Origin of the sequence: Paenibacillus sp. FSL H8-0332 (assembly GCF_037963835.1) — a bacterium.
GTDB lineage: Bacteria > Bacillota > Bacilli > Paenibacillales > Paenibacillaceae > Paenibacillus_AQ > Paenibacillus_AQ rhizoplanae.
This window is the reverse complement of sequence record NZ_CP150145.1, coordinates 3,731,430-3,749,985: the sequence shown is the minus strand read 5'-3', so window position 1 is coordinate 3,749,985 and position 18,556 is coordinate 3,731,430. Positions and strand designations below refer to the sequence as shown.

Genomic DNA, 18,556 nt, shown 5'->3' with positions numbered 1-18,556 from the left:
AGCGTAAATGAAGTTGAATATGCATATGCGTATGCGTTTGCTGGGAGGGCTTGCCGCAGCCGCTCTGTCGCTGTTTGCCTTGTCGGGCTGCACCTTTATCAGCGATCCGGTATCCCAGATGAGGGTGCCCCAGCTGCCTGCGGACAAGGCTTCGCTGATGGCAGCCATCAACTCTTCCTTGAAGGCGCTGGATGGCACCCTGACCCGTCCGGCCAATGATGATAACAGCTCTATTTTTACGGAGGACCTTGACCGGGATGGCGTGATGGAGACGCTTGTGTTCTACCAGAACAAGAATGAAGCCGTGGTTAATCACGGAATGATTCTGGAGAAGCAGGGGGATACCTGGGTCAAGAAGCTTACGTTTGACGGTGACGGTAATACGCTGGATTCTGTAGATCTTAAGGATGTAACTGGTGACGGTAAGCTCAACATTATTGTCGGTTATTCGCGCGGGGAAGAGAATGGCGTGAAGGGCATGGTTGTCTACAGTTATTCCGGGGGAGTGCTGGAAGAGATTCTTACCAAGCCGTATACCCAATATATCATCGATGATCTGAATGAAGACGGAATTGTGGATATTACCGTGGTGTACTTCAAGCGTAATGAATTCGCTACATTAACTACCTACCAATATGAAGACAGCTTCAAGGTGCTGGATGAACTCGACGATCTGGACCCGTATTTCAATGGTTATTACAATATTGTCTCAGGAAAAGTGGCTGCGAACAAAGAAGGTATAGTCCTGGATTCTGCTGTGGATACGCGCTCCGCCTATACAACCGTAGTTGTAATGGAGAATAACAAGCTGCGTGTGGTCATTCCAGGGGATGTCCGTACCTTCAAGGACCGCAAAATCGTCAGCGAGGATATTGATCTGGATGGGATTATTGAGATTGGCATGCTGGTTCCTCCCAAGGGCTGGGAGTATTTCGACCCGGAGACCATTCCGTATTTCAATTCCTATTACAAATGGGACGGCAAAGAAGGTCTGACCTTCAGTACCCAGCTCTATAATGATCCGCTGGACCGGTTCACCATTAACTTCGCCCCCGAATGGCAGGAGCGGGTAACCGTGGACACCAAGTCTGTGCAGAACAAATCACTCAAATTCATTATGACGGATACCGGAGAGACCGTAGCCGAAGTCTCATTCTTCTCGCCAGCGGAGTGGGACAACGTAAAGAACACCGGCTGGAAGCTGCTCGGACGCGATCTGGATAAAATGATCGGGTACCGGGGAGACCTAGAACAGAGTACAATTGGAGGAGAGGACGGACGAATCAAATCCTCTATTGAAAGGAAGGGTATCGATGAGTAAAGTACTGATACTGGAGGATGAAGAGTCCATCCGCAGTTTTATTGTCATTAATCTGAAACGCAACGGCTTTGAAGTGCTGGAGGCGGCGGACGGCCATGAGGCGCTGCATAAGCTGAGCACAATCCATGATATCGATATTGCCTTGCTGGATGTTATGGTACCCGGCATCGACGGGTTCGAGGTCTGCAGACGCATCCGTGAGACGAATGAACGGCTGGGCATTATTTTCTTGACGGCCAAGGTACAGGAGCAGGATAAGGTCTATGCGCTGTCCGTGGGAGCAGATGACCATGTCAGCAAGCCGTTCAGTCCAACTGAGCTGATTGCCCGTATCCAGTCGCTGCTGCGCCGGGTCAATGTTCACCGCGAGCAGTCGGCCAAGGTATCGTTCCAATCAGGTCCATTCACCCTGGATCTGATCTCCAAGCAATTCAAGCGGAGCGGGGAAGCGATAGAGCTTACGCCAACGGAATTCTCGCTGGTGCAGTTCTTCCTGGAGAAGGAGAATACGCCGCTCAGCCGTGATTCCCTCCTGGATCATGTCTGGGGCAAGGAATATATGGGTGACCCTAAGATTGTTGACGTCAATATCCGCCGCTTGCGCCAAAAAATCGAAAATAATCCATCGGAGCCTGAATACCTGCAGACAGTATGGGGGCACGGCTACAAATGGAAAGGCCAGGTACAATGATCAAGAAGGGGATGCGCAGACAGATCGTACTGCACTATATTCTGGTAGTCTTTGTAGCGCTTCTCCTGGTCGAGACGATCTTCCTGCTGTCGATCCGCACCTATTATTACAACAGTATCTACAGCAAAATCACCACGCATATCAGTGTGGCTGAGACATTGGTGAAATATGAATTTTCAGGAGACAGGTCACAGGCCCAGCTGCAGAAGCTGCTTAAATTATTCAATGTGGAGTTTACCGAGCTGGAGGTCCTGACGCTTAAAGGCGATATTATTACCAGCTCAACCGGGTTCCAGCCTGACCGGACGATTACCACCAGTGATGTTCCCGAGGCAGTAGGCGGTAGTATCGGACGTTGGGTGGGCCGCCAGGCAGGTACTAATGAGAATGTCATGGCAGTATCCAAAATGGTGCAGATCACCGCTCATGACACTTATGTCTTGCGCTATCTGACGTCGATGGAAGGCGTGAACAGTAATCTGCTCAACCTTACTTTACTCTCCATTGCCATTGGTGTGGCAGTGCTCACCATTGTGCTGCTGCTCAGCTTCGGTCTTGCCAATTCGATTGTGCGTCCGCTCAATAATATTACGGCAGTGTCGGCGCAGATGGCCAAGGGCAAGTTCACGACCCGGATCAAGGGCGATTACCGGTATGAGATCGGGGAACTCGCTTCAACGCTGAACTACATGGCGGATGAAATTGTCCGCAGCAATCAGATCAAGGATGATTTCATCTCCTCGATCTCCCATGAGCTGCGGACCCCGCTGACCAGCATCAAGGGCTGGAGCGAGACCCTGGTCTCCGGAGGCTATGACCCTGAAGAGACGAAGCTTGGCGTCGGAATTATCTCCAGGGAGAGTGACCGGCTGATCGGGCTGGTGGAAGAGATCCTCGACTTCTCCAAGCTGCAGCAGAATGAAATGAAGCTGTCGATGGGGCAGGTGGATATTAAGGTTCTGTTACAGGAGACGCTGCTCAATATCTGGGCCAAGGCCGAGAAGAAACGGATTCATCTGCTGCTGGAATGTGAAGAGACGATCTTCATCAAGGGGGATGCCAACCGCTTGAAGCAGGTCTTCCTCAATCTGGTGGACAATGCGGTGAAGTTCTCGCCCGAGGATTCCAGTATCGTGCTGTCGGCGGAGCGCCTGTCCGGTACAGAGATGACTGTCACCGTCCGTGACAGCGGTATTGGCATCAGCGAAGTGCATCTGTCCAGAGTGCGGGACCGTTTCTTCCAGGTCGATGCTCTTAACGGCGGCACTGGACTGGGTCTGGCGATCTCCCAGCAGATCGTGGAGCTTCATAACGGTAAGCTGGAAATGGACAGCGAGCTGGGCAAGGGCACTCAGGTTACTGTCATTCTGCCGCTTGACGATAGCCAGCAGGGGAATGCTCACGTAAGCAATTCACCAATAACTTGATAAGTAAGCCAAGTGGAAACGGCCTTGCCGTCCTTTCAGGGACGGCACCCGTTTCAGCGAGAAATAGAAGGATAAGTTATCGTGTGAAACCTATAATTTCTTATATTTATACAAAAGGGATACAGCTTTCGTCCGGAGAACCGGAGCTGTATCCCTTTGTATGTAGCAGCCCTTAGGGCTGAACTATTGTTATGAAGGCATTCCTTCCGCACGCAGACGGCCGGCCTTCTCATAGACCTCCTGAAGCAGGCGGGCAGGCTGGGTACGGACCAGCGGTTTGGCTGCGACAATCTCATGCGGGCCGACAACGACAATGTTATCTGCACTGCCTTTGATTACAACACCATCCTTGATCACAGCACCTTCACCGATAATGGCATGTTCAATCAGCACACCGCGCCCAATGCGGGCACCCGGCATAATCACGCTCTGCTTGATTCTGCTCTGCTTGCCGATCTCCACACCGCCGAAGATGACAGAGCGCTGCGGGCTGCCTTCGAGCTGGCAGCTCTCGTGTATCAGGCAATCCGCCGAAGCAGCCTGAACCCGGGGTCTGATCGCGGCCAGCTTGGTGCGCTGTGCACGGCTGTACATCGGCCAGCGGGAGTTGTCGAGCTTGAAGGCATCCTCTGTCTGCAGAAGATCCATATGTGCTTCCCAGAGGCTGCTGACCGTACCCACATCTCTCCAATAGCCCTTGAAGCGGTAAGCGAACAGCTCATCGCTTGCATCCAGCATGGACGGAATCACATCTTTACCGAAATCATGACCGGAGTCCGGATTTGCCGCATCGCGCACCAAATGAGCCTTGAGGTATGCCCACTCGAACAGATAGATGCCCATGGAGGCCAGGTTGCTCTTCGGAGCCTTTGGTTTCTCGGCAAACTCGGAGATTTTGAAATCCTCATCCACGTTCATCACACCGAAGCGGCTAGCTTCCTCCCAAGGGACCTCCATGACCGAAATGGTGGCTTTCGCGGACTTGGCGATGTGATAATCGAGCATTTTGCGGTAATCCATGTGATAGATATGGTCTCCCGACAGGATAAGAACATGCTCCGGATTTTGACTGTCAATATATTCTATATTCTTATAAATAGCATCGGCGGTGCCTGTATAGCTGTCTCTGCCTTCAACTCCTGAAGGGAGCAGCTTCACACCCCGGTCACTGTGGCTGTGCAGCCCCCAGGGCTCGCCTTCACCGATATGCTGATGCAAAGACTCTGCTTCGTACTGAGTAAGTACTCCGATGGTATCAATCTTGGAATTCACACAATTGCTGAGGGGAAAATCAATAATTCTGTACTGTCCGCCGAAAGGGACTGCAGGCTTAGCCATGCTGGTAGTCAAGGGGGCCAGTCTGCGGCCTTCTCCGCCTGCCAGAAGCATGGCAATACATTCTTTTTTACTCATTTGTATCCCTCCCATTTTTTTGTCAATGCTTGTAATATACACGCGCTTTGGGCTCTTGAAACGGCATAGGGGAATTATATTGCTGTGTATCAAGAAAAATTACATAAACATTTTCTTTATTCAGAAATCGGCGGATTCACTCGCAAAATCATTTTCAAATGCTGCATATTCGGGTAATGTAAAAGGTGCATCCTATATACAAAGGTGGTGATGATTTGGCCGATTTATCAAAGACAGTAAACCTCCCGTCATCTGAAGATATTTATCTGTTCCATGAAGGCACGAATTATCGCAGCTATACGATGCTTGGCGCGCACATTGCCGTCCAAGAAGGGCAAGCCGGTGTTCGCTTTACCGTGTGGGCTCCTCATGCGGCATATGTAGGACTGGCTGGTGATCATAACAGCTGGGATGGAAATACCGAACTTGATACGTTATATAAGATACCCGATTCAGGATTTTGGAGTCGTTTTTTCCCGGGTATAGAGCCGGGAACTTTTTACAAATACAGGATTATAGGGGCGGATGGGACAAGCTTCCTCAAGGCAGACCCCTACGCCTTCAAGGCAGAAGTCCGTCCGGCAACAGCATCTGTCGTGGCTGACCTGGACGGCTACAAATGGGGGGATGCCGCCTGGCGCCGGAAGAGCAAGGGACCTTATCAGGCACCGATGAACATCTATGAGATGCATCTGGGCACCTGGCGGCAGAAGGAGGACGGCGAGCTCTATACTTATAGAGAGATCAGCAGTCTGCTGATTCCTTACCTGAGCGAAATGAGCTATACCCATGTGGAGTTTATGCCGCTTGCGGAACATCCTTATGATTTATCCTGGGGCTACCAGGGAACCGGTTATTTTGCGGCTACCAGCCGTTTCGGGGAACCGCAGGATCTAATGTATCTGATCGATCAGCTGCATCAGGCAGGCATCGGGGTCATTCTGGACTGGGTTCCGGCTCATTTTGCCAAGGATGCCCATGGTCTGCGCTTGTTCGACGGTTCGCCGCTGTATGAGTATGCCGATCCGATGCTGGCGGAGAAGCCGGGCTGGGGTACCTTGTCCTTTGACTTCAGCAAGCCGGAAATCTCGTCGTACCTGATCTCTAATGCGCTGTTTTGGTTCGAGAAGTATCATATTGACGGCATGCGTGTGGATGCGGTTACGAGTATGCTGCGGCTTGATTTCGAGAAGGAACACCATCAGTACCGGACGAATGAGCATGGCGGGCTGGAGAATCTGGAAGCCATCCGGTTCATTCAGCAGCTCAACCAGACGATCTTCCAGTATTATCCGAAGGCGCTCATGATGGCGGAAGAATCCAGTGCCTGGCCGGGCGTAACTTCGCCGGTGCATGAAGGGGGCCTGGGCTTCAACTACAAATGGAATATGGGCTGGATGAATGACACCTTGGGCTACATAGAACGTGATTTCGATTCGCGCCCTTATCATCATAATTTGTTGACCTTCCCGATATGCTATGCTTATGCCGAGAACTATGCGTTGCCGCTGTCACATGACGAGGTGGTGCACGGCAAGAAATCACTGCTGGACAAAATGCCCGGGTCCTATGAGCAGAAATTCGCCGGTCTGCGCCAGCTTCTCGGGTATCAGATGAGCCATCCGGGCAAGAAGCTGCTGTTCATGGGCGGAGAGTTCGGACAATTCATTGAATGGAAGGATCAGGAGCAGCTCGACTGGCTGCTGCTGGATTATGAGAGCCACCAGCGGATGCTGGCCTATACGGCTGCGCTCAATAAGCTATACCTTGCTGAGAAAGCGTTGTGGGAGCTGGATCATGACCTGGAGGGCTACCAGTGGATCGATGCGGATGACAGCGGTCAGAGTATCGTATCCTATATCCGTAGAGGCAAACGTCCGGTGGACACGCTGCTGATTATCATCAACTTCCAGCCGGTAGAGCGCCGTCATTACCGTATCGGCGTGCCGCGTCCGGGCGTATATGAGGAATTATTCAGCTCGGAGACCCTCGAATACGGCGGATCAGGCTTCCATAATGAGCCGCTGAAGAGCACCAAGACCGAGTGGCATAATCAGGTGAATAGTGTGGAGCTGACCCTGCCGCCGCTTGGCTTCCTGGTGCTTAAGAAGACAGGCCGCAAGACCGTTTAAGGGCAGGAAATGTCCGAATAAGCTACTATCCTAAGGGGGAGAATGGAATGAAAGTACTATTTGCCGCGGCGGAAGCCCATCCATTTATCAAAACAGGCGGGCTGGCCGATGTCATCGGCGCCTTGCCGAAGGCCCTCAAAGCAGCTGGAGTCGATGTCCGGGTGATTTTGCCTAAATACAAAGGGATTCCTGAGAAGTATTCCGCACAGATGGAGCATGTCGCTACACTGGAGGTCCCGATTGGCTGGCGCAATCAGTATTGCGGGATCGAAAAGGTCGTGTTTGAAGGGATTCCCGTCTATTTCGTTGACAATGAGTATTACTTCGGCCGTGACGGGATTTATGGCTACATGGATGACGGGGAGCGGTTCGCTTACTTCAACCGGGCGGTGCTGGAATGCCTGCCGGCCATTAGCTTCCAGCCGGATGTGATCCATTGCCATGACTGGCATGCTGCGGTTGTTCCGCTGCTGCTGCAGGCGCATTACCGGCATAATCCGTTCTACAGTGAGATGCGTACGGTATTCACCATACATAATCTCCTGTACCAGGGAGTCTTCCCGTATACGGTACTCGGTGAGCTGCTTGGTCTGGATGACAGCTATTTCCTGGGCGTCGAGTATTTCGGGAATGTGAATTATATGAAGGGCGGAATTGTCTACAGTGACCATGTCACCACCGTCAGCCCAACCTATGCCGATGAGATTCGGACCCCGTATTACGGGTATGGTCTCGATGGTCTCCTTACTGCGCGCTCTGACGCGCTGAGCGGTATTGTTAACGGCATTGATACCAAGAGCTATAATCCGTCCAGTGACAATGCAATCTTCACCAAGTACCGCTCCAACCTGGCCAAAAAAGCCGAGAACAAGCTGGGACTCCAGCAAGAGCTTGGACTGCCGGTGGCACCGTATATTCCTATGGTAGCTATGGTTACGCGTCTGGTGGATTCCAAAGGACTGGATTTATTGACCCGCGTGATGGATGAGCTGCTGTACTACGATGACATTCAGTTCGTGCTGCTCGGGACGGGGGATGAGGTCTACGAACGCTGGTTCCGTGAGGCACAGTGGCGTTATCCGACCAAGCTGTCGTCACAGATTACCTTCAGTGATGCCTTGTCCCGCAAAATCTATGCTGCCAGCGACATGTTCCTGATGCCGTCCAAATTCGAGCCTTGCGGCATCAGCCAGCTTCTGGCGCTGCGTTACGGCAGCATTCCGGTGGTCCGTGAGACAGGCGGGCTTAACGATACCGTGCAGGCATACAAAGAGGAGACCGGAGAAGGCAACGGCTTCACGTTCAAGGACTATAACGCCCATGATATGATGTATACGCTCCGCCGTGCAGTTTCGTTCTACCACAAGCCCGAGCACTGGAAAAAAGTAACCAAAAACGCATTCTCCGGCGACTACAGCTGGAACGTATCCGCTCAGCAGTATATTGATATTTATAACCAGATTACTGTTGCTGCTGAGGAATAGATACAATAGGGTTTAGAGGTTAAAAGGCACCCCTCAGTTCATCATGAACTAAGGGATGCCTTTTTGACGTTTTTTCAACTAAATAAGAAGCATTAAATAACAAAAAGCAAAAGGAGCGGAGGGGAAATTTGGAACTGGAGGAGCGGTAGCGACCGCCTCCCTCCTTATGATTCAGTTTTCTTACGCTAGCTCGCTAATTCGCAGGATTTCATTCGTTATGAATACAAATGCAGTAACGAAGCAGAGCGGGTGGGGGTTAAGGTGGCGGTACGGGCATAACCAAATAAGGGGACACAAGACAATTCCCATTAAATCCCTTTATTTGCATGCTCCATCTTTAACCTTGTGGTTTACCCTCCCATGTCTCAACGGGTCGATGCCCTTACATTCCTTCGTTACACCTATCAAGGAGATGGAGTCCGTCAGTGCTTTGTCCACGGGTCTGAGCCCTTTAGGCGGTCGTAACGGTACTCATGCTTCATGATGAATCCTGCGAATGAGCCAGTTGGCAAGTGAATACTTTCGGTCTTAGGCTGCAGAGTTTACCTTGCACACATCATAGTCGGAACCCTTCTTGGACATCGCTACAAGCATGCGTGCGAGCTTCCCGCACAGCTTCATGATGGACTTCATGCCAGTCATGTGTTTCACTCGTTTGTTATGCTGATGAAGTGCCCGAAATTCCGGATTGACGGAGACCATCTGAAATACGGCGATAAAGAGAATTTTTCGCAGTCCAGGTCGCCCTCGCTTCGTAATTTTCACTTGGCCTTTGTAGATGCCTGAGCTGTTCTCCGACAGATGTAAACCAGCTAAACGAAGTAATTGGTTGCCGTGGGCAAAGCGGCTGAAGTCACCTGCTTCACTGTATAACGCCGCCAAGGTAATGTCATGGATCCCTTTAATCGATCGCAAGCTCTTCGTCGCGGGAATGGTTTGAAGGATGTGATGAATCTTCTCCTTCAGTAGCTCCATTTGGTCGTGAAATAACTGTAGTTGCTGTAAAAGCATCGATAGACTCAATTTAGCTTCTTCGACGGACTCTGGGCTGCCTACCGTTCGTTGTGCCGCGTGGAGGAGAGCGACGGCGACTTTGTGGCTACCGGCACGTTTTAAACGCTTCTTCCACCCTACAATGACCTCTTGAACCGACAAGGTGCAAAGATCGGAAGGGTGAGCAAATTCGGCTAACGTTGCCAGAGCGGTCTTCGAAGTGATGTCTTTAAAGACCTGCTGGAACTCAGGGAAGTAGATGTCAGTCCAGCGGTAGATTTGGTTGACTATACTGGAAGCTTGTTTGGAAATGTAGTCTCTGGTGTTGACCAGTTGCCGAAGCGCCTGAAACGGTCCCGTGTGCAGGTATAGGTCGCTGTAGTAGCCATTCTTGACCATGTCGGCAATCACTAAGGCATCCTTGACGTCATTTTTCGTTGGGGAGTTGTCCCGGTTTTCTTTATTGCGTTTCACCTGAAAAGGGTTGACGAGAACGAGTTCGAGCTGCTTCTCTTGAAGCCAGAGCGCCAGATTGAACCAGTAGTGACCGGTGGGCTCCACACCGAAAATGACATCGGTTTTGTGAAATTGGATCTGGAGCGCCTGCATCCACTGAAACAGCTTTTCAAACCCCTCCTGATCATTGGAAAAGGAAAGATAGGCTCCACGTTCGATGCCTCGGTAGTCGGTGGCACGAGCGACATGAGTGAATTTGGCGATGTCGATCCCCACAATAAGATGATGAGGGGTAATACGTTCAATGCGTTGATTTTGTTGGGCCGATTGTTTAAACTTCATAGTAAGAGCACCTTCCTTATAGATGATTGGTTGTCGTCGTGGACACCATTTATCATAAGGAGGTGCTCGTTAAATTTCAAAGCCCAAATTTAAGGGGATACAGGAATGCTTTGTCTCCGGATTTCCACCCGCCAACAGCGGTCTAAAATCAAAGAAATCTGCAGACAACAGCGGCCGGAAGTCCAAATGTTCACCGCAGTGACGACCATGCATCGTGTTCAAAACTTAAATGTGTCTTATTCATCCCTCCTCCACAATATGCCGGAACAGAATCCGGTACCCGTACGGCTCCAGCGTCACGTTCATCATTCCGCGTTCGGGGACTACCGCTTCACCGGTGAGCGCATCCAGCCAGTCACTGGTCTCCATCGGGTGGCTGAGCGTGCGGGGCTGCGGAGAATTGTTCATCCAGACCGTGAAGTGGATCAGCTCATCTGCACGCTCATAGACGATGCACGGGTCATGCTCATAGGCCTGAAGAATCCGGAAGCGGCCTTCACGAAGCGCCTTATTCTCCTTGCGCAGATTAATCATCATCCGGTAAAAGTCATACAGCTCGCGGTCCTGCTTGCCCTGATCCCATTCCATACATTTGCGGCAATCCGGGTCCTCGTAGCCCGTCAGGCCAATCTCATCGCCGTAATAGATGCAGGGAGTGCCCATGAAGGTGAACAGGAACACGACCGTCAGCTTCAGCTTCCTTTTGTCTTCACCAAGCACGGTGAGCAGGCGGGGGGTGTCGTGGCTGCCCAGCAGATTGAAGACCACTTCGTTCGTTTGCTGCGGATAACGCATAAGCAGGCTGCCGATCCGGTGGCCGAAGGTGATGCCGTCCATCCCGCCATTGAAGAATTCGAGCACTGTCCCCGAGAAGGGATAGTTCATCACCGAATCGAACTGGTCGCCGAGCAGCCAGGTTAAGGAGTCGCTCCACACCTCACCGACAATGTAGGCATCCGGGTTCGCGGCTTTGACCACCTTGCGGAAATCACGCCAGAAGTGATGGTCCACTTCATTGGCCACATCCAGCCGCCAGCCGTCCACCTTGATCTCCTTGATCCAGTATTCGGCCACCTCCAGCAGATAAGATTTTACTTCATGATTGGCGGTGTTGAATTTCGGCATATTGCTGTAGAAGCCGAACGTGTCATAGGTGGGAATACCGTCCACAATCTCAGCCGGAAAAGAGTTCACATGGAACCAGTCCCGGTAGACTGAATACTCCCCTTTGGCCAGAACATCCTGGAAGGGCGGGAACTGGTCGCTGCAATGGTTAAACACCGCGTCAAGCATGACGCGCAGGCCCCGTCTGTGGCATTCCTCGATGACCTGCTTCAGCAGCTCATTATCGCCGAAATGCGGGTCGACTCTCCGGTAATCCACAATGTCATATTTATGGTTGGAAGGGGAGACGAACAGCGGCGTGAAGTAGAGGGCGTTGACGCCCAGCTCCTGCAGATCATCCAGATGGTCCAGCACGCCCTGAAGGTCGCCGCCGAAGAAATTATTCAGCTCGGGCTTGCCGCCCCAGGGCTGCGTGCCTTCCGGATTAATCAGGGGATTGCCATTCGCGAAACGCTCGGTCATGATCTGGTAGAACACGGCATCCTTTGCCCAGGGAGGAACCCGAAACAAGTCGATCCCGTGGATATAGGGAAATTCGTAGAAGTGATTCGGCGGCGGAGGACACTCAGAGCGAATACCGTTATCAAGCAGATAGACCGTCTCCATACCCTTACTCACGCGAAAAGTATAGCTAAGCCGCTTATATTTGGGCCGGACTGCCGCTTCCCAGTAGTCGAATTTGTCATCGGAGGCGGCCTTCTCCATGATAATGTCATAAGAGGTATGCTGCCAATCATACTTGTCGCAGGTAAGGGCGACTACGTAGTCCACATCATCACGTTTGGTGCGCACACGCAGATGAATCGTTTCAGTATCATAGGCATAGGCCCATTTGTCACGGGGAACATGGTACATCGCTTCAAGCAGCATAGTAGCACCTCCTGTAAGTTGGGTGGAAGCTGTAATGATTCGTGCGGCAATTGGAGATAATCTATAGTAGATAGTATTATATACCACCTTCTTAGGATGTGCATTTTTTTGTCGCCGTAACAGGTTTTTGTCACAAAATTGTCTTTGCATATTCATGCGAAGTGATTTATAATAAATCGGTCAATGGGACGGAATCGTAGAGAGAAACTAAATAGAACAGGGGAGACGGGACAAATGAACAAATGGGGTAAACTTTCTATGGGACTGCTGCTGGCAGCAGGACTCTTGGCCGGATGCGGCTCCAATAACGATAAGAACAATACCGCAGCAAGCGGAAATGGCGGTGCTGCAAGCACGGAGGCGCCGGCCAAGAAGCTGATTATGGGTACAAGCGCAGACTTTCCTCCATATGAATTCCACAAGATGGTTGAAGGTACGGATACGATTGTTGGTTTCGATATCGAGATTGCCAAGGAGATCGCCGCTGATTTGGGCCAGGAGCTGGAGGTTAAGGATCTTCCGTTCGACTCTTTGCTGAATGAGCTGGCAAGCGGCCGGATCGATATGGTGATCTCGGGACTTAGCCCGACACCGGAACGCGCTGAGGCTGTAGGTCTCTCGGACATCTACTACAAGGCGGAGCAGGCTGTCGTAGTGCGTGAAGCCGACAAGGACAAATTCGCTAACATGGACGCACTGAAGGGCGCCAAGATCGGAATTCAGACCGGTTCCATCCAGGAGGATATCGCCAAGGGCATCGAAGGCGCACAGCTGACTTCCCTTAGCAAAATCTCCGAAATCGTCCTGCAGCTGCAGTCGAACCGGGTGGATGCTTCCATCATGGAAGGACCGGTTGCCAAGTCCTTTGTGAAGAACGTCAAGGGCCTCGTGATCACCGATGCCAAGCCGGAGGTTGAAGATGACGGCTATGTCATCGGTGTGAAGAAGGGTAACACCGAGCTGCTCGATCAAGTGAATAAGACACTCGGCCGCCTGAACTCCGAAGGCAAGATTGATGAATTTGTAGCGGCAGCCAGCGAGCTTGCTGAGAGCAAATAACACGCGAACCCGTGTATAACGGTTAGCAGAGATCAAGTATAGACCCGCAGCTGGCTGCGGGATCATGCTCTACCATGCAGAAAATGGCGGTGATCCGCCGTTTTCTATTTTTTTGAGAAGAGGAGGGTTTGAGAGCAATGAATGGATTCGATATGGCTTATGAGTACCGCAATTTATTCTTATCCGGTCTGAAGTACACACTGTTGCTGGCGGTGCTGGGGGTATTCTTCGGTTTCGTACTAGGCATCCTGGTTTCGCTCCTGCGGATGTCCAAATGGAGAATTCTGCGCTTTATCGCTACCGCATGGGTGGAATTCTTACGCGGAACGCCGATGCTGGTGCAATTGTTTCTGATTCACTACGGGTTGACGGAGCTTGGACTTGAGTTTACGCCCATTCAATCCGGTGCGATTACATTAACCATCAACAGTTCTGCTTATCTGGCGGAGATTTTCCGCGCAGGCATTCAGGGTGTGGACCGCGGTCAGGTTGAAGCGGCGCGTTCACTCGGCATGAAGCAGGGGATGACGCTGCGCTACATTGTGCTGCCACAGGCAATTAAGAACGTGCTGCCGGCCATCGGTAACGAATTTATTACCATCATCAAAGAATCTTCAATCGTGTCTATGATCGGGGTTGCAGACCTGTTCTTTCAGGCTAAGACCATTACAACGATTACGTATGAGGGTCTAACTCCCTATGTTATCATTGCAATCATGTATTTCGTACTGACATTCACACTATCCAAGCTGCTGGGTATATTGGAACGGAGGCTGAACACGGATGATCGAGGTTAAGAATCTGCGGAAGAGCTTTGGGAAGCTGGAGATCCTGAAGGGCATTGATCTGAATATTCACAAGGGCGAGGTCGTTGTCGTCATCGGCCCCAGCGGATCGGGCAAAAGCACCTTTTTACGCTGTCTGAACCTGCTGGAGCAGCCTACAGGCGGCGAGATCAGCTTCGAGGGTCAATCCATTACCGCGAAGCGGCATGACATCAACGTGACCCGCGAGAAAATGGGCATGGTGTTCCAGCAATTCAACCTGTTCCCGCATAAATCCGTGCTGCAGAACATTATGCTCGCCCCGCTCAAGGTGAAGAAGCAGCAGGCTGCTGAGGCGGAGAAGTTCGCGATGGAGCTGCTGCGTACTGTAGGCCTTGAAGATAAACGCAATGCTTATCCGGCCCAGCTCTCCGGCGGACAGAAGCAGCGGATTGCGATTGCCCGGGCGCTGGCTATGCAGCCGCATGTCATGCTGTTCGACGAGCCGACCTCGGCGCTGGACCCGGAGATGGTCGGTGAAGTGCTGGAGGTTATGAAGCAGCTGGCCGTGAATGGCATGACCATGGTGATTGTAACGCACGAGATGGGCTTCGCCCGTGAAGTGGGGGACCGTATCCTATTCATGGACGGCGGAGTGATTGTGGAGCAGGGGACACCGGCAGAGGTGTTCGGCAAGCCCAAGCATGCCCGCACGCGCGATTTTCTCAGCAAAGTATTATAGAAGGCTGGCTAATAACCCCATCATATGGGGTTATTTTATTTTGGCGGAGTGCACAATGGGTGATATAGTATACAAATGATCAATCTACATGAAAAGGAGTACATACAGATGAGAGATGATCTTTGCCGGATCGGCATTATTGATATTGGTTCCAACTCCATACGACTTGTAATTTATGATACAACACAGGCAGGCGGCTACAAAATCATCAAGGAATGTAAGTACTCTGCCCGATTGAGCGAGAAGATTACGAAGGAAGGCAGGCTGGAGAAGAAGGATATGAATACGATCATACCTGTTCTTCAGCAATTTAAGGAGATTTGTGAAGATTTTGAGGTGGATAAAATCCGCGCAGGCGCCACCGCCGCCATCCGTAATGCAGCGAACTCAGCGGAGATCATCAGCTATCTGTCGGAGGCTTCATCCATCCAGATTGAAGTGGTCAGCGGATATCAGGAGGCGTATTTCGGCTTCCTTGGGGTGATCAATGCTTTTGACGTTCAGGATGGCTTCGTGATTGATATTGGAGGGGGCAGTACCGAGGTCACCTTATTCCGCGGACGGCGTTATCAGCAGAGCATCTCGTTCCCGTTCGGTGCGGTCAATACGAATCAGATGTTCAGCCAGGGCGGCAACTGGAATGCGGAGCAGATCCGCAAGCTGCAATTATATGTAACCGGCAGGCTGGTAGAGCATGACTGGCTTACGACGGGCACAGGGCTTCCGCTGTACGGGCTGGGGGGAACACTGCGGTCAATGGCTAAGCTGGATCAGAGGAACCGGGATTATTCGCTGCCTAATTCCCATGGCTATGTCCTGGAGAATGAGGCGATCGAACGGTTCATGGAGGTTTTGCCCGCTACTCCGTTTGAGAAGCGCAAGGACCTGGACGGGCTGTCCAAAAGCCGGGCGGATATCATCGTGTCCGGGCTGATTATTTTCCATACCGTCTATCATTACATTGGGGCCAGCCGGGCACTGATCAGCGGAGAAGGCCTGCGTGAAGGCATGCTGCATGATCTGCTGGAGCCGGAGCAGCCGGTGCGTGACAGCGCGCTGGAATACAGCCTGGACACCATTATCCGCTTTGATATCCGCACCTCGAAGCGTCACCTGGATCATATCAACAAGCTGGCGCTGAGCCTGCTGGGAGCCTTTGAGCGGGAAGGGGACCGGGCGGAGCATGAGATGCTGGTCTATGTAGCGATTATGCTGCACCGGACAGGCTCTAACATTAACTACTATCAATCCAAGCGGCACACGCATTACTGGCTCATGAATTCACCCATCCGCGGACTGACCCACCGCCAGCTGATTCTTAGCGCGTACATTGCTTCCTACAGCACAAAAAGCCGGAAGCAGAAATTGTCCCTGATACATAAGGACATTTTGCTGCCTTCCGACGAGGAATGGATTCATAAGCTGGGTACATTAGTGCAGTTAAGCATCGCGCTGGACAGCACCGAGATCGGCATTGTCAGCGGGCTGAAGTCCCGTCTGCATAATCATACGCTGGATCTGGAGCTTCAGGGCGGACAGGTGCTTATCGGCCTGGAGGACATTGAGAATGCGCTCAAAGCCTTCAGGAATGCTTGGTCGGTGAAGGTAAAGCTCGGCTTCCCTTCCAGCGGGTAACATCCATAGCGGCGAACTGGCTCCGGAGCGGGGCCTTTTTGTCGTCGATCCGTTCATAATATCCGTTCGGCTGAAGGAAGCTGGATTTGACATTATCCATCAGCGACAGATCCAGAATCTTGACAATCTGATCGCGGATACCGCTATCCTTCACCGGACACATCAGCTCGATCCGCCGGGTCAGGTTACGTGTCATCCAGTCGGCACTGGACAAGTAGACCTCGGGATCGCCGCCGTTCTCGAAGTAATAGATGCGTGAATGCTCCAGGAAGCGGTCCACAATGCTGCGCACCGTAATGCGTTCACTGAGGCCTTCAATTCCCGGACGCAGGCAGCAGACTCCCCGGACGATCAGGTCGATGGATACTCCTGCCTGAGCCGCGCTGTAGAGATAATCTATAACCTCCTGGTTCGACAGGGAGTTCATCTTGGCGATAATCCGTGCAGGCCGGCCTGCGGCGGCATGATCAGCTTCGCGCAGAATCAGCTTCTGCAGCGACAGACTCATATTGGTCGGTGCAACGATGAAGGAGTTCCAGTTGTAGTTGGCGGAGTAGCCCGTCATCTGATTGAACAGCTCTGAGGCATCCAGCCCGATCTCATGATTAGCGGTGAACAGGCTGAGGTCAGTATAGGCTTTGGCCGTGCTGTCATTATAATTGCCTGTTCCCACATGAACATACCGGCGCAGCTCAGAGCCTTCCTGGCGGACGATCAGCGTTACCTTGGCATGGGTTTTGAGACCGACCAAGCCGTAGACGACATGGCAGCCGGATTGCTCCAGCTTACGCGCCCAGGCGATGTTACGTTCCTCGTCGAAGCGGGCCTTCAGCTCCACGACCACCGTAACCTGCTTGCCGGATTCGGCAGCATTGGCGAGGGCCGCAATGAGCGGAGACTTCCCGCTGACCCGGTATAGCGTCATCTTAATGGCCATTACCTGCTCATCCTCGGAGGCCTGGATAATGAAATCCGCCATGGCATCGAAGGATTCATAAGGATGATAGACCAGCACATCGCGTTCACTGAGCACCTCGAAGAAATCTTCATTCTCCTCGAATTCCGCCGGATACAGCGGCTCGACAGGTGGATAATTCAGATAGGAGAAGCCCTTCAGGCTGCTGGCGAAGCTGCGCAGGAAGCCGAGATCGAGCGGGCCTTCAATCTCAAACATGAAGTCCTCCAGCTCGAATTCAGCCTGAAGCTGCTCCAGCGCATAGGGATGAATGCCTTTCTGCACTTCCAGACGGGCAGGGATGCCGCGGCGGCGTTTGCGGAGCTCCTTCTCAATCTCCTCCAGCAGATCCTCCGCGCCTTCTTCATCAATCGTCAGGTCGGAGTTGCGGGTCAGGCGGAATTCATTGACGGCTACAGGATCATAACCGCTGAATAAGGTCTGAATATGATGGCGGATCACATCTTCAATGAAGACGAATTGCCGTTTCTTGCTGTTAGAGCGGTGCGGCAAGGGAATGCAGCGCGGCAGATTGGACGGTATTTGCAGAATAGCGAAATACGGATCTTCCTCCTGGCTGTTCTTGCGTGTCAGCACCACTGCAAGATAGATGAACTGGCTGTGAACCAGCGGAAACGGACGGCTCTGGTCTACTGCCATCGGGGTCAGCACAGGGAAAATAATATCACGGTAGTATTCCTCTATTGACAGCTCCTGGGCAGGCGTTAAGTCCTCATAATCAACAAAAACAATGCCCTCTTTATGAAGACTGCGTGAAATATCCTTGAATGCGCGGTATTGGTCGGCGACAATTTTGCTGACCCGTTTGCTGAGGCGTTTGTAGAGACCGGAGGGGGTGTAGCCGGTGAAATCTTTTTTGGTATACCCCGCCCGGATCTGATCCTGGATGCCCGCTACCCGCACACTGATGAACTCATCCAGGTTACTGGACACAATGGCCAAGAATTTAGCCCGCTCAATCAGCGGATTCTCCGGGTCCTGTGCCTCGCTGAGCACCCGGCGGTTGAATTCGATCCAGCTTAAGTCACGGTTAAGATAGGCTGTTGCAGGACTAATGGTGTTGATTTTTTTCTCATCTGTATTCACGTTCATGGACCCTCCAAGGTTGCTTCATGTCTACTTAAGA

13 protein-coding genes are annotated in these 18,556 nt (G+C 51.9%); 9 read left to right on the top strand and 4 right to left on the bottom strand.

Features of this window, described 5'->3' with window-relative positions; genetic code table 11:
* Positions 1–7: 7 nt before the first annotated feature.
* The 3 genes from NST43_RS16150 to NST43_RS16140 are packed head-to-tail and all read left to right on the top strand — an operon-like array spanning position 8 to position 3,439.
* On the top strand, positions 8–1,321 hold the full coding sequence (locus NST43_RS16150) for a hypothetical protein (protein WP_339225290.1): 1,314 nt from the start codon (positions 8–10) through the stop codon (positions 1,319–1,321).
* Positions 1,314–2,012: a response regulator transcription factor gene (locus NST43_RS16145; protein WP_209989810.1), complete on the top strand. Its 699-nt coding sequence runs from the start codon at positions 1,314–1,316 to the stop codon at positions 2,010–2,012. Before NST43_RS16150 ends, NST43_RS16145 begins: the two co-directional genes overlap by 8 nt.
* On the top strand, positions 2,009–3,439 hold the full coding sequence (locus NST43_RS16140; protein WP_339225437.1) for a HAMP domain-containing sensor histidine kinase: 1,431 nt from the start codon (positions 2,009–2,011) through the stop codon (positions 3,437–3,439). The genes NST43_RS16145 and NST43_RS16140 overlap by 4 nt, the downstream gene beginning before the upstream one ends.
* A 189-nt stretch (positions 3,440–3,628) precedes the next feature.
* On the opposite strand, the gene NST43_RS16135 is transcribed toward NST43_RS16140, so the two are convergent.
* Entirely contained in the window at positions 3,629–4,852 is a 1,224-nt protein-coding gene (locus NST43_RS16135) for a glucose-1-phosphate adenylyltransferase (protein WP_339225289.1), read from the bottom strand.
* A 215-nt stretch (positions 4,853–5,067) separates the two neighbouring features.
* Here NST43_RS16135 and glgB point away from each other — a divergent pair, with 215 nt between their 5' ends.
* Both glgB and glgA read left to right on the top strand, forming a co-directional pair.
* Positions 5,068–6,984, top strand: coding sequence for a 1,4-alpha-glucan branching protein GlgB (glgB, locus tag NST43_RS16130; RefSeq protein ID WP_339225288.1), 1,917 nt, complete (start codon positions 5,068–5,070; stop codon positions 6,982–6,984).
* 47 nt (positions 6,985–7,031) lie between these two features.
* Entirely contained in the window at positions 7,032–8,468 is a 1,437-nt protein-coding gene (gene glgA / locus NST43_RS16125; RefSeq protein WP_339225287.1) for a glycogen synthase GlgA, read from the top strand.
* Between the two features lie 528 nt (positions 8,469–8,996).
* Here the strand turns inward: glgA and NST43_RS16120 are convergent.
* Together NST43_RS16120 and NST43_RS16115 are read right to left on the bottom strand one after the other, a co-directional pair.
* Positions 8,997–10,259, bottom strand: a complete 1,263-nt coding sequence (locus tag NST43_RS16120) for an IS110 family transposase (RefSeq protein WP_339220483.1) — start codon at positions 10,257–10,259, stop codon at positions 8,997–8,999.
* Between the two features lie 240 nt (positions 10,260–10,499).
* On the bottom strand, positions 10,500–12,254 hold the full coding sequence (locus NST43_RS16115; protein WP_339225286.1) for an alpha-glycosidase: 1,755 nt from the start codon (positions 12,252–12,254) through the stop codon (positions 10,500–10,502).
* 234 nt (positions 12,255–12,488) lie between these two features.
* Here NST43_RS16115 and NST43_RS16110 point away from each other — a divergent pair, with 234 nt between their 5' ends.
* The 4 genes from NST43_RS16110 (at position 12,489) to NST43_RS16095 (ending at position 16,454) form a co-directional block, all read left to right on the top strand.
* Positions 12,489–13,313 carry a transporter substrate-binding domain-containing protein gene (locus NST43_RS16110; protein WP_209989823.1) on the top strand — a complete coding sequence of 275 codons (825 nt, stop codon included), beginning with the start codon at positions 12,489–12,491 and terminating at the stop codon, positions 13,311–13,313.
* 137 nt (positions 13,314–13,450) lie between these two features.
* A complete protein-coding gene (locus NST43_RS16105) occupies positions 13,451–14,110 on the top strand; it encodes an amino acid ABC transporter permease (RefSeq protein ID WP_339225285.1) in 660 nt (219 codons plus the stop codon).
* On the top strand, positions 14,097–14,819 hold the full coding sequence (locus NST43_RS16100; RefSeq protein WP_209989828.1) for an amino acid ABC transporter ATP-binding protein: 723 nt from the start codon (positions 14,097–14,099) through the stop codon (positions 14,817–14,819). Before NST43_RS16105 ends, NST43_RS16100 begins: the two co-directional genes overlap by 14 nt.
* 108 nt (positions 14,820–14,927) lie before the next feature.
* A complete protein-coding gene (locus NST43_RS16095; RefSeq protein ID WP_209989830.1) occupies positions 14,928–16,454 on the top strand; it encodes a Ppx/GppA phosphatase family protein in 1,527 nt (508 codons plus the stop codon).
* On the opposite strand, the gene ppk1 is transcribed toward NST43_RS16095, so the two are convergent.
* Complete coding sequence (gene ppk1, locus NST43_RS16090; RefSeq protein WP_209989833.1) at positions 16,402–18,522, bottom strand: polyphosphate kinase 1; 2,121 nt, start codon at positions 18,520–18,522, stop codon at positions 16,402–16,404. The genes NST43_RS16095 and ppk1 overlap by 53 nt on opposite strands.
* Positions 18,523–18,556: the final 34 nt, after the last annotated feature.

Coding starts and splice junctions, on each gene's coding strand:
- NST43_RS16150 (WP_339225290.1), top strand. CDS start 8: ATGAAGTTGAATATGCATATGCGTATGCGTTTGCTGGGAGGGCTTGCC.
- NST43_RS16145 (WP_209989810.1), top strand. CDS start 1,314: ATGAGTAAAGTACTGATACTGGAGGATGAAGAGTCCATCCGCAGTTTT.
- NST43_RS16140 (WP_339225437.1), top strand. CDS start 2,009: ATGATCAAGAAGGGGATGCGCAGACAGATCGTACTGCACTATATTCTG.
- NST43_RS16135 (WP_339225289.1), bottom strand. CDS start 4,852: ATGAGTAAAAAAGAATGTATTGCCATGCTTCTGGCAGGCGGAGAAGGC.
- glgA (WP_339225287.1), top strand. CDS start 7,032: ATGAAAGTACTATTTGCCGCGGCGGAAGCCCATCCATTTATCAAAACA.
- NST43_RS16120 (WP_339220483.1), bottom strand. CDS start 10,259: ATGAAGTTTAAACAATCGGCCCAACAAAATCAACGCATTGAACGTATT.
- NST43_RS16115 (WP_339225286.1), bottom strand. CDS start 12,254: ATGCTGCTTGAAGCGATGTACCATGTTCCCCGTGACAAATGGGCCTAT.
- NST43_RS16110 (WP_209989823.1), top strand. CDS start 12,489: ATGAACAAATGGGGTAAACTTTCTATGGGACTGCTGCTGGCAGCAGGA.
- NST43_RS16105 (WP_339225285.1), top strand. CDS start 13,451: ATGAATGGATTCGATATGGCTTATGAGTACCGCAATTTATTCTTATCC.
- NST43_RS16100 (WP_209989828.1), top strand. CDS start 14,097: ATGATCGAGGTTAAGAATCTGCGGAAGAGCTTTGGGAAGCTGGAGATC.
- NST43_RS16095 (WP_209989830.1), top strand. CDS start 14,928: ATGAGAGATGATCTTTGCCGGATCGGCATTATTGATATTGGTTCCAAC.
- ppk1 (WP_209989833.1), bottom strand. CDS start 18,522: ATGAACGTGAATACAGATGAGAAAAAAATCAACACCATTAGTCCTGCA.